Source organism: Algoriphagus ratkowskyi (assembly GCF_002150505.1).
In the GTDB taxonomy this organism is placed as follows: domain Bacteria; phylum Bacteroidota; class Bacteroidia; order Cytophagales; family Cyclobacteriaceae; genus Algoriphagus; species Algoriphagus ratkowskyi.
Genome location: NZ_MSSV01000007.1, coordinates 1 through 24,584 on the forward strand (window position 1 = coordinate 1; position 24,584 = coordinate 24,584).

At 39.2% G+C, this 24,584-nt stretch carries 14 protein-coding genes; 6 read left to right on the top strand and 8 right to left on the bottom strand.

Annotated elements, in window-relative coordinates; genetic code table 11:
* Positions 1–512: 512 nt before the first annotated feature.
* Both BVH02_RS08575 and BVH02_RS08580 read left to right on the top strand, forming a co-directional pair.
* Entirely contained in the window at positions 513–1,178 is a 666-nt protein-coding gene (locus BVH02_RS08575) for a TetR/AcrR family transcriptional regulator (protein ID WP_086501014.1), read from the top strand.
* Entirely contained in the window at positions 1,168–2,652 is a 1,485-nt protein-coding gene (locus BVH02_RS08580) for a sulfatase-like hydrolase/transferase (protein WP_086501015.1), read from the top strand. Before BVH02_RS08575 ends, BVH02_RS08580 begins: the two co-directional genes overlap by 11 nt.
* An 86-nt stretch (positions 2,653–2,738) precedes the next feature.
* Here BVH02_RS08580 and BVH02_RS08585 read toward each other — a convergent pair whose 3' ends face one another.
* From BVH02_RS08585 to BVH02_RS21875, 4 genes are all read right to left on the bottom strand, one after another.
* Positions 2,739–4,295 (bottom strand): RagB/SusD family nutrient uptake outer membrane protein, encoded by a 1,557-nt coding sequence (locus BVH02_RS08585; protein WP_086501016.1) that lies wholly within the window; start codon positions 4,293–4,295, stop codon positions 2,739–2,741.
* Between the two features lie 29 nt (positions 4,296–4,324).
* The gene (locus BVH02_RS08590; RefSeq protein ID WP_086501017.1) at positions 4,325–7,516 is read right to left on the bottom strand and encodes a SusC/RagA family TonB-linked outer membrane protein; all 3,192 of its coding nucleotides are present in this window, start codon (positions 7,514–7,516) and stop codon (positions 4,325–4,327) included.
* Between the two features lie 1,438 nt (positions 7,517–8,954).
* Entirely contained in the window at positions 8,955–9,467 is a 513-nt protein-coding gene (locus BVH02_RS21870; protein ID WP_262481333.1) for an alkaline phosphatase, read from the bottom strand.
* Entirely contained in the window at positions 9,461–10,792 is a 1,332-nt protein-coding gene (locus BVH02_RS21875) for an alkaline phosphatase (protein WP_262481334.1), read from the bottom strand. Before BVH02_RS21875 ends, BVH02_RS21870 begins: the two co-directional genes overlap by 7 nt.
* A 233-nt stretch (positions 10,793–11,025) precedes the next feature.
* Here BVH02_RS21875 and BVH02_RS08605 point away from each other — a divergent pair, with 233 nt between their 5' ends.
* Complete coding sequence (locus tag BVH02_RS08605) at positions 11,026–12,105, top strand: phosphatidylinositol-specific phospholipase C1-like protein (RefSeq protein ID WP_086501281.1); 1,080 nt, start codon at positions 11,026–11,028, stop codon at positions 12,103–12,105.
* Positions 12,106–12,368: 263 nt separating this feature from the next.
* Here BVH02_RS08605 and BVH02_RS08615 read toward each other — a convergent pair whose 3' ends face one another.
* Entirely contained in the window at positions 12,369–14,114 is a 1,746-nt protein-coding gene (locus tag BVH02_RS08615) for a RagB/SusD family nutrient uptake outer membrane protein (RefSeq protein ID WP_086501282.1), read from the bottom strand.
* Between the two features lie 43 nt (positions 14,115–14,157).
* Positions 14,158–17,244: a SusC/RagA family TonB-linked outer membrane protein gene (locus BVH02_RS08620; RefSeq protein WP_086501020.1), complete on the bottom strand. Its 3,087-nt coding sequence runs from the start codon at positions 17,242–17,244 to the stop codon at positions 14,158–14,160.
* A 1,173-nt stretch (positions 17,245–18,417) separates the two neighbouring features.
* On the opposite strand from BVH02_RS08620, the gene BVH02_RS08625 reads away from it, so the two are divergent.
* The 3 genes from BVH02_RS08625 to BVH02_RS08635 all read left to right on the top strand — a co-directional run bounded on the left by BVH02_RS08625 (position 18,418) and on the right by BVH02_RS08635 (position 22,661).
* Complete coding sequence (locus tag BVH02_RS08625; RefSeq protein ID WP_086501022.1) at positions 18,418–20,172, top strand: hypothetical protein; 1,755 nt, start codon at positions 18,418–18,420, stop codon at positions 20,170–20,172.
* A 226-nt stretch (positions 20,173–20,398) separates the two neighbouring features.
* Positions 20,399–21,598 carry a glucuronyl esterase domain-containing protein gene (locus BVH02_RS08630; RefSeq protein ID WP_086501023.1) on the top strand — a complete coding sequence of 400 codons (1,200 nt, stop codon included), beginning with the start codon at positions 20,399–20,401 and terminating at the stop codon, positions 21,596–21,598.
* A gap of 61 nt (positions 21,599–21,659) precedes the next feature.
* Positions 21,660–22,661, top strand: a complete 1,002-nt coding sequence (locus BVH02_RS08635) for a sialidase family protein (RefSeq protein ID WP_086501024.1) — start codon at positions 21,660–21,662, stop codon at positions 22,659–22,661.
* A 239-nt stretch (positions 22,662–22,900) separates the two neighbouring features.
* Here BVH02_RS08635 and BVH02_RS08640 read toward each other — a convergent pair whose 3' ends face one another.
* Both BVH02_RS08640 and BVH02_RS08645 read right to left on the bottom strand, forming a co-directional pair.
* Positions 22,901–24,286, bottom strand: a complete 1,386-nt coding sequence (locus BVH02_RS08640; protein WP_086501026.1) for an NAD(P)(+) transhydrogenase (Re/Si-specific) subunit beta — start codon at positions 24,284–24,286, stop codon at positions 22,901–22,903.
* Complete coding sequence (locus BVH02_RS08645) at positions 24,283–24,570, bottom strand: NAD(P) transhydrogenase subunit alpha (protein WP_086501027.1); 288 nt, start codon at positions 24,568–24,570, stop codon at positions 24,283–24,285. Before BVH02_RS08645 ends, BVH02_RS08640 begins: the two co-directional genes overlap by 4 nt.
* Between the last annotated feature and the right edge of the window lie 14 nt (positions 24,571–24,584).

Genomic DNA, 24,584 nt, shown 5'->3' on the forward strand with positions numbered 1-24,584 from the left:
AAAAGCGGATTTACATTCTACATTAGAATTCTATGTATACTAAAACTTTAAGTTCCCTTTTCATTTTTGTAATATTCACATTCTCTTCAGGGAGGTTGCTTGCTAAAAATAAGCAATTTGCAGACAGTTGAGAGTATGTAGGCATAGCAGTAGAAGAACCTGGATTTACCATATGGGGTACATCTCCAGTGATGGATGACACCACTATATGGACCACTTGTAATTTTTTTTAGTTGTTAAGCCCTATTTTTTAGGAATTGATTAGTGCGCTTGCACTATTTTATATATTTTGGAGAGATTTAATTCATGAATGGACTTGTTTACTTACAGCCAGTAATTCAGCTTCTGATATGATCCCCCAACTTGAACCAGACTCGAGGTTGGGAATAAAATTAATTATAGGTATAGTAATTGGGTATAGAAATTAAAAAAGAGGGGTATTAACCCCTTTCTTATCGTTTCAGCTATATCTTGACGACAGATTCTTTTTTTCAATTCTATAAGTATAAAAAATGGAAAAAAATCCAAAAATTAAGACAAAGGAAAAAATCTTGTTAACTGCCATAGAGCAGTACAACAAAATTGGTGTACAGGGAATTACGAGTCGGCATATTGCCAGTGAAATAGGGATCAGCCATGGTAATCTCGACTATCATTATAAAACCAAGGAGGATATTATTTTGGCAATTTATGATAAGATGAGAGAGGAAATGTCTGACTATTTTGTCGCAAGAAAAGAAAACATATCCCCTATTGAGCATGTACACCTGTTATTGCTGCAATTGGAAGAATTTCAATATCGCTATCGTTTCATGAACTTGGACGTACTGGAAATCACCAGAGCATACCCTAAAATCTCAGCGCTTTTGCAGAAAACATCAGAATTTAGAAAGTTACAGATGGATTCTCTTTTTCAAGAGTTTCGCAAGGAAGGATATATGATACCTGTTGAACCTGAGATCCTTGAACAGACTCAGCATATCATACGCATTACGATCACTTTTTGGCTTTCTCAAAGAGAAGTCCTTGGTACTGAAAAATTTACAGAAAAAGGATCAATGGTTAGAAGTATATGGGCAGTTATTAGACCATATCTGACAGAAACAGGAAAGAAAGAACAAGGAAAAACTATAGCTAAATACGGATATATAAAACAAGAATCTACCAATGAATTATAAAATAAAATATTTTGGGCTTGGACTTATCCTACTATATGTCAGCACATTCCAACAAACTTTTGCACAAAACAAGCCTAGCAAGCCTAACGTCTTATTCATTTTTGCAGATGATCAGCGTGCGGATGCTTTGGGAGTTTCCGGCAATCCTTACATACAAACTCCGAACATTGACCAACTGGCAAGTGATGGAAGCCGCTTCGAAAACGCCTATGTAATGGGCGGAAATCATGGAGCAGTCTGCGCAGCAAGTCGCGCAATGTTGCTAAGTGGCAAAAGCTTATTTCATGTCTATGACAAACTGAAAGACGAGCGCACCATGCCAATGGACTTTGCACAGGCAGGTTATTCCACTTTTGGTACTGGCAAGTGGCATAATGAGAAAGAAGCTTTCGAAGCAAGTTTCCAGCAGGCTAAAAATGTCTACCTAGGTGGAATGGCAGATCACTACAGCGTGACGCTTCGTGATTATGACGAAAATGGAAAGCTCGGTGAGCCAAACAAAAAAGGTTACTCCACAGAAGTTTTCGCCGAAGGTGCGATTGAGTTTATAAAAAATCATGCAAAATCAGGAACTGACAAGCCTTTCTTCGCTTATGTAGCTTTCACGGCACCGCATGATCCATACTCTCCAGAGGCGAATTATATCAATCACTACCCAGATGGCTCTTTGCCTTTACCTGGGAATTACAAACCGGTTCATCCTTTTGCATTTGATGACTTGATGGTCCGCGATGAATTACTTACTGACTGGCCAAGAAAGCCAGAAGTAATCCAGATGATTCTTTCTGATTACTATGCGCTGGTGACTCACTTGGATACACAGATCGGTAAAATCATTCAGACACTTAAAGACAATGGTCAGTATGAAAATACGATTATCGTTTATGCTGCTGACAATGGCCTAGCAGCTGGAAGTCATGGCTTACTTGGAAAGCAAAGTCTTTACGAGCACAGCACCAATGTCCCTATGATCATCAAAGGCCCTGGAGTTCCGAAGAACGAGACTTTTGATGCGATGGTGTATCTCTATGATCTTTACCCAACCCTATCCGAATTGGCAGGTTTACCGAAGCCCACTCAGGTGGATGGAAAGAGCTTGGCTCCTATTCTTTCTGGAAAAAGCACTGATGTTAGAAGCAGCTTGTTTACTGCTTATCGCTATACTGTGCGGGCAGTAAGAACGCCGGAATGGAAGTTGATCAGATACCCAGAACGTGATTACACACAGTTGTTCAACTTGAAAAATGATCCATTGGAATTGAATAATCTTGCAGAAAACAAGACTTATTCCTCCACTAAAGATGATATGATGAAGATGTTACTAGACTGGCAAAAAGCCTCTGGTGACACTGCAGCTTTGACTACTAAGGTGATCAAACCACTTGAATATGATCCGGCAAAACTTACTAGAAAACCAGATCAATGGCAGCCAGAATATACATTGAAGCGGTATTTTGAAGGAATTGAGAAGTAGTATCATTTAATGAGAAAAACACACGGCAACAAAAAAGGGCTCCAAAATTTTGGAGCCCTTTTCTATTAATATTAATCTAAATCTTCTTAATATCCAGGATTTTGAGGAGTAAGGTTAGGATTATTCTGCATTTCAGGCAGAGGATACGGCATCAAATAATGCTTGGCCTGAAGTGTCTGATTTGAACTAGGATTAATATGCCCTACAAATTGATCAAATCCGTTAGTGGATTCATTATACACTTTGCGCAAGCGAAGCATATCAAACCAGATAATCTGCTCATAGCTGAGCTCATGCCATCTCTCTCTTAAGACTGCATCTCTAAATGAATTAGCATTAAACTCACCCATACTTAAAGTGGTTAATCCAGCGCGATTACGAATTCTTTTCAAACTTTCTACCGCCAGTGCATTTGGGCCGCCTACCTCATTCTGCGCTTCAGCATACATCAACAAAACTTCTGCAAATCTGATCAACGGCACATTCAAATTATTAGCCTTATTGCCTGGCTTATCTTTAGATCCTAGCGCAAGCTGATTGAAATGCTTGAAGATATATGGTGCTCCCAAATCAAACTTTGCACCACTACCATTTGTATAGTATGAAGTGTAGAAATATCCCACTTGATCAACAGCACGAAGATCTCCGGGCTCGTAAGATTTGTAAAATTCTTCCGTAGGAACAGTACTACCGGTTCCTGAAGGACCAGCAAATGTAACTGGCTTAAAGTTCGGGAACATATCGTTCATCGGATTACCCGCTACGATGACATTGTACTGAAGCATGAAAATATGCTCTAATTTGTTGTCATTAGTTTCGTCATGAATTGCTCCGTAGGTAGGAAATAAATTCAGCGTGAGTGGATTGCTGTTCCCATAATCAATAACTTCCTTCGATTTGTCAGCAGCCAATTGATAATGAGAAACTCCTTTGCTAAGTGGAAATCCCGCCATGGTCAAATACACCTTGGCAAGCATCGATTTTGTAGCAGCTAAAGACGCTCTTCCAGTAGTAGTCATCCAAGGTAACCCAGCAGTTTCTGCAGCTTTCAAATCTTCCAGAATCAATGCATATACCTCTTCTTGGGAGGCTGGAGAAGGTTTAAAGTTTTCCGAACCAGCAGTCTGAGGAAGTAAAATCAATGGCACATCTCCCCAAAGTCTCACTAGGTAGAAATAAGACCAAGCCCTTAGAAATCTAGCTTCTCCTAATACCCTAGTCTTTTGGGCTGCATCCATAGGAGAAATTGCTGGCACCTTATCTAACACCAAATTGGCTTGTGCAATTACTTTATACAAACCATTCCACCAATTGATCACATGCTGAGTACGTCCATCGTAGATAAGCCCGTACAAGTTATTCAGATCGGAATTTTGCGCAGTCTCTGTAGTAGAAGTTCCAGTAGGTGCTTCTAGCAGTTGCCATGTTGCCGAAAAGATACCTGCTCCTCCTCCAATAAATCTAGTATCTGCATAGACCGCCGCTAGTGCCGCTTCTGCGTGATCAGGAATGGTGTAAAAACTTTCAGGAGTTAAATTGGAAGGATCTTCCTCCTCCAAGAAGCTTGAACATCCCACAATTCCTGCCATCATTGCTCCAAATAGGAACAACATGCCTGCTTTGTTATATATGTTATTTTTCATTAGTTATATCGCTATAAGTTGACAAAGAATTAAAGTGTTACCTGAATACCAAACATGAAAATTGTCGGTCTAGGATAACTGTGCCAGTTCATACCTTGAGAGAATACATTGTCTCCATTGCCACCTCTTATAGGAGTGGTCTCTGGATCACCATTGACATCATCACCTACCAAAAGGAAGAAGTTTTGAGCAGAAGCATAAGCTCTCAATTTGCTCAATTTGATAGAGTTAGCCATAGTTGTAGGGAAATTATAACCTAGTAATAAGTTACGTCCACGCAAGAACGAACCATCTTTTACCCAGTGTGAATCCACATTAGTCACATATCCAGCACGTGTATCACGAATCTCTGCAATCATCGTGTTTTGATTAGTTGGAGTCCAAGCGTTCAGCACTGAAGTGTAGCTATTAGCCAAAGCTTGACGATCTTCACTTGGATGTAGCGTCATGTTTAGGATATCATTTCCAACACTATACTGAAGTTCGATTGTTAGATCAAAATTGTATAGTCTGAAGGAGTTGGAAATAGCTCCCCAGAAATCTGGACTACCATTACCTATGATCATTCTATCGGAATCATTGATCGCTTTGTCACCATTGACATCCAAATATTTGATGTCGCCAGGAAGAATAGTCAGTCCATTTCTATAACTCACAAATTCTGCAGCCTCAGCTCTCTCCGCTTCACTCCAAGTACCTAATCGAGTCAAACCCCAGAATGAACCAACGGGCTCTCCTACTCTGATAATGTTTGTTTGGTTAGTGAAGTTTGGCCCACCAACTCCGAATATATCCGCAGGAGTAGCTAGTGAAAGAACCTTGTTTCTGTTTAGTGAAAGGTTAAATGAAGAATTCCAGCTGAAATTCTCTTTTTCATAATTCACTGAGTTCAGTGTGAATTCAATTCCCTTGTTTTCCATCGATCCTACATTACTTCGAATAGTGGCATATCCACTTGTGCGCGGTACCGGTGAATCCAAAAGCATATCAGTAGTCTTTCTGTAATAAAGATCAACTTCTACATTCAATCGGTTATTGAACATACCCAACTCAAATCCAATGTCAGTCTGAGCAGTTTTCTCCCATTTCAAGTCAGGATTTGCAAGTCTATTCAAACCAGTTCCTCCAAATTGAGTTTCATTAAAAATTGCTGAATAATTAGAGCTCAAAAGAGAAAGTGAAGAATAAGGAGGAATCTCAGAGTTACCAGTCAAGCCGTAACTTGCTCTAACTTTAAGGTTTGAGATAGTTGAATTCCCTTTCAGGAACTCCTCCTCAGATACTCTCCATGCCAATGCTGCAGAAGGGAAAAATGCATACTTATTATTGTCACCGAATTTGGAAGATCCATCTGCTCGGCCAGTTGCCGTAAACAAATATTTATCATCCAAGATGTAGTTTAATCTGAAGAAGTAAGAATTCAACGCTTCACGAGAAGCACTTGAACCAACTCGTGGAAGTTGACTTCCCGCTCCAAGATTATTGTACAAGAAGTAATCGGTGGAGAAATTCTGGATACTTGCACTCATTCCCGTGAAATTGCTTTCTTGCCATGAAATTCCAAGAAGTCCAGTAAAAGCATGTCTTTCTGCAAATACTTTGTTATAGGTCAAGTAGTTTTCAAGAGACCAGAAAGTGTCTTTTCTCAAACTTTTAGATGCTGTTCCACTTTGTCCAATTGCCAAAGTTCTAGTCTCAGATTGATCATTTTCCTGTGTAAGAATATTTACACCAAGAGCTGTTCTCATCTGAAGATCATCAGAAAATTTGATGTTGCTATAAGCTGTACCTAAAGTTGTTTGAGTATTAAGGATATATTTTCTTCCAAATAATCTATGAGCAGAGCTCATAGTACCTTCTGCAAATGGATAATCCCGATTATTGGCAAATGTTCCATCTTCATACTTAACAGGCAAAAATGGGAAATCTTCTACCATCTGTCTAGCTACTGCATCACTTACATCGACTAGATTTTCAGTCTGGCTGTTATAACTCAGACTACCGCCTACTGTCAACCAACTTTTGATTTTATCCTCAAGAGTAAACCTGGTTGAATATCTTTTCTGATAGGAATATTTTACCAAGCCCTGATCATCTCTGTAACCTAACGATAGGGAATAAGTAGTACGCTCATTGCCACCTGAAAAACCCAATTGATGATTTTGAGACAACTTATTCTGGGTAGTTTCATCAAGCCAATTAGTATCAAAAAGCGGATTACCTTGACTATCAAAAATTCGAGGATCTGTTCTACGCAAAGCTGGATTTAGATAAGCCCATTTGCCATCTGCCCATCCTTGTGGATCATACTTTGCCATATTTGCCCATGCCAAATCTTCAGTAGCTAGGTATTGCTTAGCATTTAATACTTCTGGTCTATTTGGACCAATAACAGGTACACTTAAATCCACATTGTATGTAACTGTTCCTTCTCCCGATCTACCCTTTTTTGTAGTGACGAGGATAACTCCATTAGCACCCCTAGATCCGTAAATCGCAGTTGATGACGCATCCTTTAGTACTTCTACAGAAACAATATCGTTTGGATTGATGTAGTCAATAGCACTACTCTGTTGACTAAGTGTACCAACTGGCATCTGAACTCCATCAATTACATACAATGGATTATTTGAAGAGTTAATTGAGCTGAATCCTCTGATTCTCACTGTAGTTCTCCCTCCTGGACGTCCTGAGTTATTATTGACCTGAACTCCAGATACTCTACCTGCCAGAGCTTGGTTTAACGAAGATGCTGGACGCTCTCTCAGCGCTTCTGCACCTACCGAACCTACAGAGCCCGTCAAGTCGCTTCTTTTGGTTGTACCGTAACCGATTACTATTACTTCTTCAAGCGCTGTAGCATCAGGTCGCAGTGTGACATTAATTACAGTCTGGGTTCCTACAGCAATTCGCTGCGGCTCATATCCAATGTAAGAGAAGATCAAATCAGCAGTTTCAGAAACTGTAATAGAATAATTTCCATCTATATCTGTGACTGTTCCAGCGGTCGTTCCCGCTACAGATATTGTGGCGCCAGGTAGTGGTAATCCGGTTTCATCCAGAACTTTTCCTGTAACTGTCACATCTGCCTGAAGTGAGCTGATTAGAGGAGCTGAGGTAACACTTGCAAAAACGGAAGAGCTACACACCAACTGAAATATGAATCCATAAAGGATCATTTTTGACACTCGAAAGAGTCGTCTTTGTAAATATATTTTCATGTTATGAGAGGTTTATTGGTATTGAAAACTTTAAGAAATCCTGTAAAAAGTTCTCGTTTAACAGGTGTCAGGCATTATGCAGCGAGGAATCTCCTGAGATTTCAACTGCTCCTTACAAAGGTTTTTCTTTCATTATCATAGGCTATTGGATTAAAATAAAAATTACCACCTCTTTTAAACTAAAGAAATTTCACAATCATCACATTCTGTATAAACCATTTAAAATCAAAATTTAACCGAACAAGAATATCAATCTCTTTAAACTGAAAATCATTAATTTACACCTAAAACTCTTCAAAATATTTGGTAAAGCATAAACCTAAAAATCACCCTCTCCAAATAATTGTGCTATATAAACAAAAACATATTTTATATAAAATAATAAAGCTCAATCACACACAATTCAATAAGGAAAGCTCCCATTACTCTATATAAAAATTAAATGAAAATCAGTATTATCCCTAGTTAACCTTAAAAATCAGTTGAAGTAATAAGGCAAGACACCTTTTAAACGAACTAATTTCAAAATACAAATTTTTACTTTCTCACTCAACTACCCCAAATTAGTGATTTTATTGCGTTTTTAAGTTTAGTTATTTAAAAATAATACAAAACTTAATTTTGTGTTAATCATCAATTAGCTAATACAAACAAGCTTTTTCCACAAATAACTACCACAATTGTTGTTGGCATGGTTCTCTCAAATAGGCATTCTATTTTCGCTTCCAGCGAGCATGACTATGGTTGCTTAAGGCTAAAATATTACGGTGACTCACCATAAAATCGTCCGATTTACTAATCAGGCTGTTCGATTTTGAAACTAGAATACTTCGCCGAGGCTCCCAAAGCTACATTTAGAGACGATTTTGCGTATGGAATAAGAATTGAGAACACTTAAGAAAAATACTAACTATGATAAGTTTTCTGATTTGGTGTATTCTCTTTGTACTATGCTGGCCATTGGCAATTTTAGGATTACTTCTCTACCCAATCTTCTGGCTGGTTTTACTACCTTTTAGACTATTAGGCTTTGCGATTGATATTTCTTTCGATTTTATCCGCAACCTCTTCATGCTGCCATTCATCCTTGCCGGAAGAAGGTAAAACAGCCAAATTTAAAATTTATGTCTTCAAACATAATAGGTCTAAGCCAGGAGAATTAAAATAAATATTTGTGATTATCCGCAATGATGCCAGTTGCCTTAGATTCTTTGTTTATCTGGTCGGAAGACCGATGACCGAAGACCGAAGTGACCTCAATTATAAATTTGAACAAATTCTAGATTGCTTTTCCCTCTTTACTGGTAGAAAAGCGGATATACATATAAATATTTAATCAATTCTATGACTTAGACCAGACTACCAATTTTTCACATCTGTACTGAGTTTCTTCAAATGACATCGGTGCAATTATTGCTAAACGTAAAATATCTGACACTTATTTCTGATGAAATTCCATCACTAGTTTCATGATTTTATGATAAATTTCTGTGTTCTCATAAACACCTCTAAAATCTCCAGAATGCGCACCATAAGCGAATACTGGCACCATAATCCCCGTATGATCATCACTATGGTAAGCTAGTTCTACAGTGCTAGTAGCTATATCTCCCTGTGGAATAGATACTCCACCCGTCTCATGATCTGCAGTGATAATTAATAATGTATTCGGATTTACATCCACATATGCTATAATCTTCCCTATGACTTCGTCAAAATCCAACATCTCTGAAACTATTGTAGATGTACTATTGGAATGCCCGCCAGAATCAATATTTGCAGCTTCTATCATTAGGAAGAAAGGTGTTTTTTTCCTTTCAAAAAAGTCAAGCGCAAATGCTGAACTATTCAATAAATAAGCTCCTCTACCTTCCAATTTTTTAGGTAGAGATCCTTTTGCTGCAAAATAACCAAGTCTCTCAGCGTCAGTTTCGTCTAAGCTTTCTACCAATTTAAAACCTGCATTTTTAGATGGTCGTAATGGGAAGCAAAATTATCACCACCTCCACCGATAAATAAGTCCAACTTGCTTTTGGACAAATAGGCTGCTAGATCATCAGAATCATCACGCTCCGGATGATGTGCATAGAAAGATGCCGGCGTAGCTCCCGTGAGTTGGTCGGTAGTGATTATCCCAGTTGAGAAACCGTAATCTGCTAGTATTTCCGTCATATTAGCCAAGGATTTTCCATCAGGATCCTCACCTATCGCTCGATTATTAGCTTTCGCACCAGTAGCAAATGCAGTAGCCCCTGCAGCAGAGTCTGTAGTAAAATCATCTGCAGCCTGAGTTTTGATCAAGCCAATATTCCTCAATTGAGTAAGGTTGAGCTCATTTCCGTTTGAAAATAAACCTGCAGATATCTGAGCCAACCCATTCCCGTCGCCGATCATCAAAATCACATTTTGTACAGGAATATCTGCTCCATCCAATTCAAAATTTGGACGATAAATTTCATGCATGGAAGTATTCTCATAGATATTGTGATCTAACTTTTTGAGATAATCGGCAGCTTGTATGGGATGATCAGTGTTGATGTAGTCCTCACCCATTTCATAGAAAGCTTTCCAAGCAGATTTGCTATCTGGCGATCCCCAAAAACGAACGGGCTTTTCAAAACTATGAACTAGGTCAATGAAGTTTTGAACCTTTTCGCGCTGCTCTTCCACCATTCTGCCTTTCCCGTTCCAAATAGAAAATTGACGAAAGCTCAAGCTAACCATCCCTATTTTGTCCCAAGGTAAATCAGCCGTCAACTCTGTGCTCTGATAGTCAAATAACATCCATTCGGGATATTTTCTATAATCTTCTGGCTTAGGTCTATTGCCTGAAATAATCAATTTCAGCCCTTCTGGATTTTTCGCAGTATAAAGCAGGTGCTTGTAATTCTGCATACTCTCTTCCAGAACTTTCAGCGTTGCGTACGCTTCAGTCTTCAGATCTACCAACAAATGGAAATTAAACGAAGTAATCAATCCATTTCCAATTCCCTGAGCAATCGGTTCCATATACAAACTCTCAAAAGTACGGTCAGAGTTTATACTTGCAGCTTCATGAGCTGCCATCAATTTCCCATCTCTCAATATCACATCGACTTCAATAGATGATGCACCCGCAGAATATGCTGTCCAAAAAGGCACTGTTTGTAGGTAATCGTTGTGCGAATGAATTTGAAATTGTGCTGAATTCTGAGCCGAAACATGAATTACAACTAGAAGGCTAAAAGCCAAAAAGATAGATAGGATTTTATGCATTCCTAAAAATAGGATTTTCATCACTATTTAACTGTTTCTGTAAGCTCAAAAAACTACTACTTAACATTTTCTTAAAGCTATTTATTAACTTATCTAAAACTCAGTCTTGACTATCTCACATAGAAAACTGATTTCTAACGGATTAATGTGTATAAAACCTTACTGAGCTGTTATTAAATCATAACATAAAAATTCAAAACGTTTTGCTAAATTCCGCTCTAAAAAAATGAATATTGGTAGCAGTAATAAAAATTATGAAATACAACTCCAGCCTCCTGCTTATTGCATTCTGTTTAATTACCTCACTGACGGTTTCTGCACAGAATCTCAAGCTTAACCAGACTCAGGTCATAGGAAGCCATAATAGCTACAAAAGTCAAATCGCTCCAGAATTATTGGCATTCTTGACCAAAGTAAACCCTGCTGCTGCGCAAAGTTTAGAGTACTCCCACATTCCGCTGGAATCACAACTTGATCTAGGTTTAAGAAATCTTGAATTAGATGTATTCCATGATCCTGAAGGAGGTAGATACTCCGATCCAAAAGGTTTGCAAATCATCAAAAGTGCTGGAGGAAACATTCCTGATTATGATCCCAGCTCGGCACTGTCAAAGCCTGGGTTGAAACTTTTTCATGTACAGGATCTAGATTTTCAATCTCACTACCTACTTTTTGCTGATGCTTTGAAAGCGCTCAAAATTTGGAGTGAGAATCATCCTGACCATTCACCTGTTTTTATTTTGATCAATGCGAAAGATGGGAATGTACCAGGCACCAGACCAACTTTACCCTTCACAGCATCCGCTCTTGATAGTATTGACCTAGAAATCAGGACGTATTTGGGAATAGACCATTTGATTACCCCTGATTTGGTGAAGGGAAAATTTTCCAATCTGGAATCTGCTGTGCTAGCTGGAAATTGGCCAAAGCTGGATGATGTAAGAGGGAAATTCCTCTTTGTCTTGGATGAAAATGAAGAGAAAACTGACCTATACCTTTCTGCTAAGCCTGAACTCAAAAATGCCGTGCTCTTCGTCAATAAAAAAGAAGGCAATTCTACAGCTGGGTTTAGGATAATTAATAATCCAGCAAAGGATGAAGAATATATCAGAGAGCTGGTTAAAAAAGGATACATGATCCGGACACGGGCAGATTCTGACACCAAGGAAGCGAGGACGAACGATTACTCCACTTTCGAAAGTGCCAAGGCTTCAGGAGCCCAAGTGATTTCTACCGATTACTACCTTACATCTACCTTTTTCAAGTCGGATTACAAAGTAATTTTCGAAGGAAACCAGTACGAAAGACCCAACTTTGTTTTGGTTAAAAACTAAAAATTAAGAATTGATTTTGGATAGAAAGTGGAAAAAACTAATCTCTTTCAATCATTACCTTTTGTCGAATTTCACGATGGTAATTCTGATCAAATGAAATCACTCTTTGGATCAAAAAAATCGCAACTCGAACGAGTTCTTTCTGCAGAGACCAGCAGACTTTACTCTGAAGCAGGTTTTAAAATTCATTTCGCCGGAGATAAAAAAATTAAGCCGATGAGAAATTCTCATCGGCTTTATTTTTACTATTGATTTACTGGGTATTAATAGCCTTGATTTTGTACCAAAAACCCTGGTTCACTTGAGGATCCGTCAATTGCCTTTTGAGGAATCGGGAACAATCTCTTAAATACATCAGTGTCGGTTTTCTCTGTCCAGCTATCCTCATACTTACCAAATCGTATCTGATAATTTCTTCTGAAACCTTCCCAATACAATTCAAAGCCAGTTTCACGAAATAGGATATCCATATTGATTGCAGTCAAGGCTGCAGGTGTTTGGGCTGGACGTGCATTTCTGGAAGTTCTTAAGGCATTGATATCTGCCAAAGCCCCAGCATTATCTCCTTTTCTCAATTTAGCCTCAGCGCTCATTAAATAAATCTCACCTAGACGAACCAACACTATATCCACGCTGCTGTAGCTACAGCAGTTAGGAGCGGTATGGCTAAACTGATATTTTGAGAATCGGTATCCTGCATTATGTAAGCTTCCTTCATTTGTGAAATCCACTTTTAGCGTATGATCCACATAGCGAATATTTGCACCACTACTCCTTTTGTTGATTACAGGATATATCCTAACCTTCCCATCATCGCCAGTCAAAATCTTTCCACCGCCGTCTTTTCTAGGGCCCCAAATTATATTGCGAAGTATTCCTCGGTCTATTTCAAACTCAGTGGCGGCGACAGTGTAATAATGATTCGCATCATTGGTTGGGTTCACGCCAGTAAGGTTCTGAAGATTTGCAGGTATAATCGTATTTCTTTTAAAGAAACGGGCATCAGCTACAGCTGGATCTACACTCCCATAAGCATCCACCCAAGTCTTGAAGAAATCAGGTGTGACTGCCACTGCATCCGTACCACGGGTATTAGGGAATTCCGGTCTCGGGATTAAATCTCCAGATATCGGCCAGTAGGCCCATCTACTGTGTTCAGTCTCAAGAACCCCCCTTTGATCAAGTGAAAATATAACCTCAGGATTTGTGTGGTTATCATCACTGAACAAGTCAAAATACTCAGCCGATAGAGAAGATTTTCCACCAATAATTTCACTTGTATAACGTATTACTTTATCCATATCGGCTGTTGCGAAGTTAGGTGTTCCATATGGATCGCGATAAACTGCCGCATTTAGATATAATCGAGCCAACAAAGCTTTCACAGCATCTTTATTTAATCTACCTGGACCTTTGTTGTTGCTGATTAAATCTACAACTGACAAAAGTTCACTTTCAATATGAGAGATCGCTTCTTGGCCTCTAAGAATTACTGATAAATTGTCAGAACTTGTTTTTTTGAAAATTAGGCCCCAATTATCAAGAGCAATCATATTGAGGTATGCCTTCATCGCTACCATCTCATAAAGTGGATCCTGTGCGCTGACATTCCCATTATCAACTTCTAGACGCAAGCTTTCTTCAGCCAGTACGGCTCTTGACAAAGTCAGAGTAATAAATGTCCAGGTGTCACCTACCAAGCCATTGCTTGGCGTCATAAGATGCTGATGAACAGAAATAAACTTACCGCCATCAAACCAATCAGTTCCTCCACGATAAGGAAGAATACCTTCATCGGAGGCGACTTCTTGAAGTCCAAAATTAACGGTATGTAGCCAAACCTGGCGGAGCATGCCATAGACAGGAGCTAAGGATCCGCTCACAACTTCAGCTTGACCAGTTCCTGTCAGTGATTCATCCAGAATATCTTCATCTAGTGTGCTACAACCTAGAAATGCGAATAAGAACGCAACGACCGGGAGCAGTATGTGAAATCTTGTATTTTTCATTTTAGTATGAGTTCTATATGATTTAACAATCATTTATATCTTATTAGAATATTAGATTAAGGCTTAGAGAAAAGGTTCTAGCTCTTGGATAGGTAAAGCGATCAATGCCAAAAGTTTGAATTCCTGCTGAAGTAGATCCAGTATTGACTTCCGGATCAAATCCAGAATAATCTGTGATGACGAAAAGGTTTTGACCTGTCAATGCAAATCGAATATTCTGAAACACTTTACTCAATCCCACCATCTCAGTATTCAGATTATAAGCCAGCGTAGCATTATTTAATCTGAAGAAAGATCCATCTTCCAAGAAGCGAGTGGATACGGTATTGGAATTGTTAAATGACTCCTCAGGAAATTCAGCTGCAAATTCAGTTGTGTTATTTGATCTGGATAATTGCGCTTTGGTAAACAAAGACATTGCTGTATGATTGTAAATCATACTTCCAGAAGTACCATTGAAGTTCATCCCAAGATCAAAAGCTTTGTATCTAAAATTCATTTGAAAACCATAGATGAATTTAGGAATTGCACTACCTACCACACTACGGTCGTTGTCCAATACTGCTCCATCTCCATTAATGTCCTTAAATTTGTTCAGGCCATTTTCACCTATTCCATCAAACTGAAGCATGTAAAAAGCTCCGATAGGTTCATTATTGATATACCCATTTATAGTGGCACCAGTTTGACCAGCACCTTGAGCAGCTCCAGTAGTCAATACCGAGTAAGGTGAATCTTTCACTTCGTTCTTAATGAAAGTAATATTACCACCAAGGCTGTAAGAGAAGTCACGCTGCTCATCACTGGTATAATTCAATCCCAACTCTACACCAGAGTTATAGATTTTCATATCTGCAATATTGTTCCAGTAAGTAGATGTTGGTTGTACAGGATCGGCAGGTACTACTTCTAGCAAAATATTTGAAGACACTTTTTTGAAATAATCCAATGTACCTGTCAATCGATAATCTAAAATTGCGAAATCAATCCCCAAATCTATTTGAGTAGACACTTCCCATTGCAAATTTGGATTTGCTAAACGTGTGAAGACAATCCCATATGGGTAACCGTCCAATGAATTTGCATCCGTATTGATTGGATAGGTGTTAAGGCTACCAGATCCTGTAGCCAATCTATCCTCTGAATAACTCGCTTTGGTGATCTTGGAAGGAATCTCTTGGTTACCAGTCTTACCCCAACTTGCACGTAACTTTAGGTTATCAATACCTGAGTTAGCCATAAATTCCTCCTTACTAATATTCCAGCCTAAGGCAAAAGAGGGAAAGTATCCGTACTTGTTATTGTCTCCAAACTTGGAAGATCCATCCGCACGAAATGTAGCTGTGAACAGGTATTTATCATCGTAAACGTAATTCAATCGACCAAAGTAGGACTGTAACTCGTTCCTCACTGCAGATGAATTTACTGTACTTGGATATTCATTAGTACTATTATGATCTTGGTATCTAGGTTCGATGTTATTATCTGCAAATCCTCTGTATGAAGTGATTCTCGTCTCATCCAAAAATGTCTGATAAGAATGCCCACCTAATACTGTTACGTTATGCTTGTAATTATTCCAGTTGTATGAAAGTGTATTCTCTATCAATTTATTGGAATTTGAACTTATAGCGACGTCTAACGAACCATCAGAAATATTGGACTCATTGATCACCGCTGTGTAAGGCTTGTACTGCTGGTATCGATCAGTGCTGGAGTAATCCACACCTAGGTTAGCCTTATAGACAAGACCATCCACAATTTCAATAGAGGGTGATATGGTAGTTAAAATTCGATTATTGGCAGCATTGTCACTATATAAATCATAACGTGCAATAGGGTTCAATGCATTGGTATTTAAAGGTGTAGGCAATCCGTCTGTGTAGGGAGCCACTGTAGGATTCAAACTAAGCATATCACTGATAGTAGACGTGATGCTAGGTCGCAAATTTTCAGTGTGGGAGGCAGTCACATTATAATCCACATTTAACCTTCCGTTCCATGCTTTTTGATTCATATTCAGTTTCCCTGAATATCGCTTTAAGTTGCTATTCTTTAATATTCCTTCCTGATCCTGAAATCCCACAGATGCGAAATATGAAAAATTCTCCTTGTTTGCACCGCTCATTGAGAAGCTGAGATCATTAGATACACCAGTCTGAGATAATTCATCCTGCCAGTTCGTATTAGCACCAAAGTCATCCAAAGCCCCACCCGCAGCAACTACTTGTCTTCGAAACTCATCTGCACCAAATACATTTATTTTATTAGCCATAGATGATAAAGCAGTGGAAGCAGAAAAATTCATCTGAGATGCTCCTGCTTTTCCCTTTTTAGTGGTGATTACTACCACACCATTGGATGCTCTAGAACCATAAAGTGCTGTAGCACTCGCATCCTTTAGCACATCCATACTTTCTATATCATTGGGATTAAGAAAATTTAGCGGGTTAGAAGCAACACCTGTAGAGGAATTGTCTAGTAAAAACCCATCTACTACATAAAGAGGCTGAGTTCCAGATCGTAAACTACCAATACCCCTGATAATCACATTTTGGGTAGCACCAGGCTCACCACTGGTTGATGATATGTTTACGCCGGCCATTTTCCCTTGCAAAAGATCAACTGGATTGGTAATCACTCCCTGATTAAAATCCTTTCTTTTCACAGAACCAATAGCTCCGGTGACATCTGACCTCTTTTGAGTACCATAACCAACGACTACTAATTCATCCAACTGCGTAGCATCAGGCTCTAATCGCACAGCTATCTCTGATCTTCCGTTCAAAGAAATCTCTTGTAGCGTGTATCCCAAATAAGAAATTTGAAGAACAGCATCTTCTCCTACTTCTATAGTAAACTTTCCATCCAAATCTGTTACCGTACCTTCCGTGGTTCCTTTTATTCGAACAGTAGCACCAGGTAGCGGAGCACCTGTTTCATCCGTGATTCTTCCAGTGATCAGTTGTTCCGAAGATGATAGATCTGAAAATGGACGGTCCAACTTAAAAGCTGTCTCCCATTCTATTCCTTTAGCGATTAGATGGTGTGAGCTGGTACTGAGTCCAGCCCATGTAATCATACATGCAGACGCATAGATGATCTTGGATAACCGTAATTTTAAATGCATAAAATTTAGTGTTTTATTATTGAAAATTATTCGATAGCATAATTCAGAGAGTCTGTTGAAGTAGACATATTCTAATTTTGGCACAAATGTAAAATGAATAAAACCTACTGCTGTGACGCAATCTTTAGCATTACATTATCAATGTAAACACAAAACAATAAACTTCACCCTAATTGTCTTTTGTATTATAACAGTAGCTAAATCATTCGGCAAAAAGCACTCTTTAATTAAGCTATTAAAACTTACTCAATTATCATTCAGCTACTTGTAAAAAATAAATTTAGCATCTCTACCCAGATTTTTCTGCTAGAAATTCACGTTGGAAATTAATTCAACGAATATATTTCTTCTAAAGAATCACTTTAAAATTAATAAAACAGCAATAAAATAAAGCTTTTAATGGGCATTTGGTAACAATAAAATAAAAATCAATATAGATTGGTATATATTTTTCTTATAATATGATTTGTTTATATCCGCAATTCTACCAGTAAGCAGACTAAAGCAATACAAAATAAGCTCAACTCTAAATTTTAGGCCACTTCGGCCTGCCTACCGTAAGGGAGGTCACCTGTCTTCGGTCTTCCCTACCTACCGGCTAGGCAGGCAGCCGGATGAGCAAAGTATTAATGGCTGCTGGCAAGAATGCGGATAATCATAATATGATTTATTCGTTTGCAATAAAACCAGTACGCTCTTTTCCATTGCTAAACTGGCGAGAAGATCACCTAATAGCTGTTAACGGGTTACGAATTACTGGGAAATGCTAGTATATACCTTGCTTTAAGTGCATATCTTCCCTTTCTCTTAACGCATTTTAGACAGGTGGCTGATCTCGACAACCTAATGCCATTTAGCTAATGAGATGCTTTACTGGCAAAAAAAACACCTACTAATTTAGCACCATGATTATTGATAATGCTGCATAATTCTCCTAGTAATTATTGTGACGATTGGCTTATTTATAAAGTCTAGGTAACGTCTTGAATTTTTCTCTATTACTAAACTCCTCCCATTAAGATCTTTCTCTTACAACTACTAGCTTTGTAAGTCTAGCTGAAAAAATGCTTAGAATTTATTTCTTTCTATAAAAAATATATCAGAGATTTAAATTTCTTAGAATACTCCTCAACCTTGGTCCAGTCTTCATTCAGAGCACTTTTACTACTACTTATGCTCTTAGGTATAAGCGAGAATCTTTATGCCCAAAATGAAAATGATACCTCTAAAGTATCCATAACCAAAAAAGCGCTGGTTAAAGGAATGGATTTGATTACCAGAACTAATAGAGACACCGTTCTAGTAGAAAAAGCAGAAGAAAAGTTCCTGCCTTATGAAGGAATGATCATTCGAAATATCACAGTTGAAACTATTGGCTTCGAATTCTCCATTTATGGCAAACAGAAACCGATAGTTCAAAAGGTTGGGAAAATTGCTAATAAGCTTCATACCAATACGAGAGAAAAAACGATTCGGCAACATCTTTTTATCAAAGAAAACAAGCCTTTAAATCCCTATAAATTAGGTGACAATGAGCGATTTCTTAGAGATCAAGCTTTTATTTTGGAAAGCAGGATTTTAGCCACACAGGTAGAAGGCACGGATTCGGTAGATATTACGGTCATCACTCGTGATATTTTTAGTATAGGTGGATCTGTGGGAGGAAGCATCCCTACTGCGCCACTTTTCAAAGTTTATGATGCCAATGTAGATGGAAGGGCACAAGGTTTCGAATTTGACATTCTATATGACCTTGACCGAAACCCGAAGACAGGCGTAGGAATGGCTTATTCTAAAAGTAGTTTAATGGGAAGTTTAGCTGATTTTATGGTTTACTATACGCAGCTGAATTCAGGGGTAAGTCAAGGAGAGGAAATCGAGTATTCTACAGGAATCATGCTGGAAAGACCATTAGTCTCTCCCTATTCCAAAATGGCGGGTGGTGCCAGCTGGAGCCAGAATTGGTCAAGAAACGTAAGGTCAAAACCTGATTCCTCCTTTCTCGATTACAAATACAATATCATGGATGTTTGGACTGGCTACAATTTCGGTTCAGAGAAAACCTTCAAGGATAGGCGAAGAGAATTTCTTGCTGTGCGTCTCTTTGATGGAGATTTCGTGAATCAGCCCGAACAGGAGGAAGTGATGGATGAGCGTAAATATCATGACAGTAAGGGAATTTTAGCAGAGTTCAGCCTTTATCAACAAGACTTCTTTAAAACTCAATATGTCTATGGTTTTGGACGGACGGAGGACATACCTTTTGGTTACTATCTTTCCACTACTGTGGGATACATTAACACCATATCAATCTCAAGGCCTTACGCAGGAATTAATTTCAACTATAAAGGCGCTTCAAAAAGCGGAAGCTTCTACGAATTGACCCTGAATGCAGCTAGTTATTTCCGCAGTGGTAATTGGGAAGATGGCGTACTACAAGCAGGGGGCACATTCTATACTCAAGCGTTCTCAATAGGCAAATACAAGATCAGAAATTCCGCTTCTGCATTCTACACAAAATTGTTTGACAGAGTAGCCAATGACTGGTTGATAATCCGTGGCAATACTATTCCCGGATTGCGCGTAGAAGAAGTGGACGCTACCAAAAGATACTCTTTAGGATTTGAATCGAGCCTTTTTACTCCCTGGTCCTTGGCAGGATTTAGAGTAGCTCCGTTCACTTCCTTTTATTGGGCGAAATTAAAATGCCCTAGCTGCGAAAATCAATACCAAAACTTCACAGGTATCAGTCTTGGGATACGCGTTCGAAATGAAAACCTCATCTTCGGAACGATGGAAATAAAAGGAACTTATATCCCTACAGATGACGAAGGAAAGTCAAAATTCGCCTTTAGCTTCAGGAAAAATCTGATATTCAGAAAATCAGATATCTATGTATCTGCACCAGATTTGATCAATTACAATTGATTGCATCAACTCATTCATAGCTAACCCAGCATCTTGACGGCCTAACTATTTCTTCTATAGAAAAGAGCGTGAAAGGGCGTATATTCTAATTTCAGGAAATGTCGATTTATTAGAGAATACACCTTATACAAACTCATATAGTTTGGCAAACGGTAGTAATTCATTAGTTTTTAATAAATTACTCTTACTTATTCCAAATCCTTAGAATTCACATCATTTCCTAAACATGGCATTTAAAACCAATCTGATTCTTTTCATTTTATTAGTTAACTATTCATTTTCCATGGCTCAGCACAACGCTAATTACGACGAAAGCAAGGTTCCTGATATCACACTTCCAGATCCTTTTGTAAGTCTGAGGGGCAAGCTAATCATTACGCAACAGGATTGGGAGGAGATTCGAAGACCTGAGATTCTGGATCTTTTCAGAGAATATGTCTATGGTAATGTACCAACTGATTTTGATCAGATTTCATTTTCAGAAGTTCAGGAAAGCCAAAACCCCTACGATGATAAGGCCATATTAAAAGAGGTAAATATTTCTGTTTCGAGAAAAGGAAAATCGCACACGATGCGACTAAATGTATTTCTTCCCAAAGTAGGAAAAGGTCCATTCCCAATTTTCTTGCTTGTCAATCACCGAGCCGAAAATGAAGAGGTAGGCCTAGTAGAGGAAGGTTATTGGCCAGTTTCAGAGTTGATCGATCGTGGTTATGCTATTGCCTCCTTTCATGGTGAAACTGTTGCTCCAGATGATGCCGAAAGATTCTCAGAAGGAATTCTAACTTCAATTTATCCCGAAGAGCTAGGCATGGCAGATGGCATGAGGACTTTCGGAGCATGGGCTTGGGCAGCGATGAGAGCAATGGATTATTTTGAGCAAGACCCACTATATAACACCAGAAAATCCGCCCTAATCGGCCACTCTAGATCTGGGAAAACTGCCCTTTGGGCTGGCGCAAATGACCCACGCTGGTCTGTAGTTTATTCAAACGAATCAGGCTGTGGCGGCGCTGCCATCTCCAGAAGAAAATACGGAGAAACTGTAGCTGTAATCAACAGCAGTTTTCCTCATTGGTTTGCAGAAAATTTTAAAGCATACAACGGTCAAGAGGAAACTCTACCTGTCGACCAGCACATGCTAGCCGCACTTATTGCGCCACGTGCATTGTATATCGCAAGCGCTAGAGGAGATCAATGGGCAGACCCAAAAGGCGAGTATATATCCATGCAATTGGGATCTCGGGTATATTCTGAAATCTATCAGCAGGAAGTAACTTTCCCTCTAGCTTTCGAAGAAATCGCTTCCCCTGTAATTCAATCTTTTGCCGGCTATCATATTCGTGACGGCAAGCATAATTTAACCTGGGAGGATTGGAAAAATTTTATAGATTTTGCTGAAATTCAGTGGAATCAAATCAGGTAAGCACCAGATACCATCCCTTTTTCTAAATAGCAACTAATCAAATCAAACCCATAATTAGTCCATGCAAACCTTACTTTTCATCCTCTCTTTCTTCAGCTTTTTCTCAAATCCAGAAAAACCAAATGTGAAAATCTTAAGTTCAGGCTTCATCTATGAGAAACTACCCACCCCAGAATGTCATGCCTCTACGCTAGTGGAGACTGAAAATGGAATTTTGGCATCTTGGTTTGGTGGCACCTACGAAAGGCATCCCGATGTGAACATTTATACCGCAAGGCTCACCAATGGGAAGTGGTCAACGCCAGAAGTTGTTGCTGACGGAATTGAAAACAAGGACTTCAGAAATCCAACCTGGAACCCTGTTCTCTACCGCAATTCGGATGAGCTTCTTACACTTTACTACAAAGAAGGCCCTAACCCAAAAGAATGGTGGGGACTGTATAAAACCTCAGATGACGAGGGAAAAACATGGTCTAAAGCCATTCAAATCCCACCTGGAATGCTCGGTCCTGTGAAAAACAAAACGGTAAAATTATCAGACGGCACACTGCTGCATCCAAGTAGTTTTGAGACCAATGGAGTATGGAGCATGCACGTGGAAACTACCACTGCTGACAACCAAAAATGGCAAAAGATAGAAATCGACAACGGAGATTTTCATGCCATTCAGCCAACAGTATTATTCTATCCTAATGGAAAACTTCAGATGCTTGCCAGAACTCAAGAGGGAGTAATCGGCACCACTTGGTCCTTAGACAATGGAAAATCTTGGTCCACCGTGGAATCCACAGGATTGGTTCACAATAACTCGGGGATAGATGGGGTGACTTTAAAAAGTGGAATTCAGTTACTGCTTTGTAATCCGATCAAAAAAGGGAGAAACAAACTCTCCCTCATGATGTCTATGGACGGAGTAAACTGGGAAGAAATATACGTGCTGGAAGATCAGCCAAAAGGCGAATTCAGCTACCCGGCAATCATCCAGGCAAAGGATGGTACTGTACACCTGACTTACACTTACAATCGTGAGAAGGTGAAATACGTTTCGCTTGCTTTAGAATAAGCATTTATCAATCCATGCCTACACAAAAACGAGCGATTTGAATTTCAGATCGCTCGTTTTCTTTTTGTCTAATTGTCATTAACAATAGCAGGTTAGAGCAATTACATCGAGATAATCACAAGAGTATTCCTTAACACTAATTCGAAGGCCCTTAAGAATAAAGAAATACCTAGGTTCTTGACTCAACGATTGGAGTTCCCGAAACCTCGTGATTCATAAATCAAATATCCCACATCAACTCACATCTCCTTCATCTCACTCACCACCTTCGTGATAGTTTGCTTCGCATCTCCAAAAAGCATTAGGCAATTTGGATAGCCAAAGAGCTCATTCTCCACACCTGCATAACCTTTACCCATACTACGCTTGCAGACGATGACTGTTCTGGCTTTGTCAGCATTCAATATCGGCATTCCGTAGATCGGGCTTTGTGGATTATTTCTGGCTGCTGGGTTTACCACGTCATTTGCTCCTACGATCAGCACCAAGTCCGTACTTGGAAATTCATCGTTGATAGATTCCATTTCAATCAGTTTATCATAGGAGATATTGGCTTCCGCCAAAAGCACGTTCATGTGTCCTGGCATTCTACCAGCCACTGGGTGAATGGCAAATTTGAAGTCTATGTTTCGCTTTTCACATTGCTCCATCAGTTCACGAATCACGTGCTGTGCCTGCGCTACTGCCATGCCATATCCTGGAACTACGATCACCGAAGAAACTCCGTCAAACAGCATTGCTGTTTCCTCCACACCTATTTCTTTCACCGTGATAGTTGGCCCATCACCCTGAACCTCGTTAACCGTCTGACCAAAACCTCCTAGAAGTACATTGACCAAGGATCGGTTCATCGCCTTACACATGATCTGTGTGAGGATAATTCCAGATGCTCCTACCAGAGAACCAGCGACGATAAGCACATTATTATTAAGGATAAAACCCGTAGCGCAAGCCGCCATTCCTGAATAGGAATTCAATAAGGAAATCACAACGGGCATATCTGCTCCTCCTATTGGAATCACAGTCAACACACCCAAAACCAATGCAATTACAATAAGAATGACAATTAGCATGGGATCAGTCTGATCCATAACTGTAAAAACAGCTGCTGTCAAAAAGCCTATGAATAACATTAAATTGATCGGATGCTGACCTTTGAATGTGATAGGCGATCCTGAGATATTTCCATTCAATTTCAAATAGGCGACCAAAGATCCTGTGAACGTAAGTCCCCCAATAAATACAGATACAATTATACTAATAATGGTAACTAGCTCTATAGATTCCATATTAACATCGGTCCTCAGGAAATAATCAGAGAGTGCAACTGAAAAGGAAGCTAATCCTCCAAAACCATTGAAAATCGCTACCATCTCTGGCATCTTGGTCATCTCTACTTTATTGGCATAATAAAGACCAATCGCAGATCCCACAACCATGCAACCAATTATTTCTACAAAAGATATTGCTTCTATTTGTACCAAAGTGGCCACGATGGCGATTAACATCCCCAAAGCAGAAAGTTGGTTACCCTGCCGCGCTGACTTGGTTTTGTTCATCAACTTCATCCCCATCACAAACATGATGGAGGCGACTAAATAAGCTAATTCTATGGCTATACTCATTTCTTCTTAAACATTTTAAGCATACGATCTGTGACAGTGTAGCCACCGACTACGTTGATGGTGGCAAGCACCAAGGCAACCATTCCCAGCCATTTGCTGAGTGTAGTATAACCCATCTCGTTGCAGGCTAAAAGGGCGCCCACTATGGTAATTCCTGAGATCGCATTGGAACCAGACATCAACGGTGTATGCAAGGTTGGGGGAACTTTGGCGATTAGCTCAAATCCTAGGAAACTTGCCAGGACAAGTATATAAATCAGAATAATTAATGCTTCTGAGCTCATAATTTGATATAGTT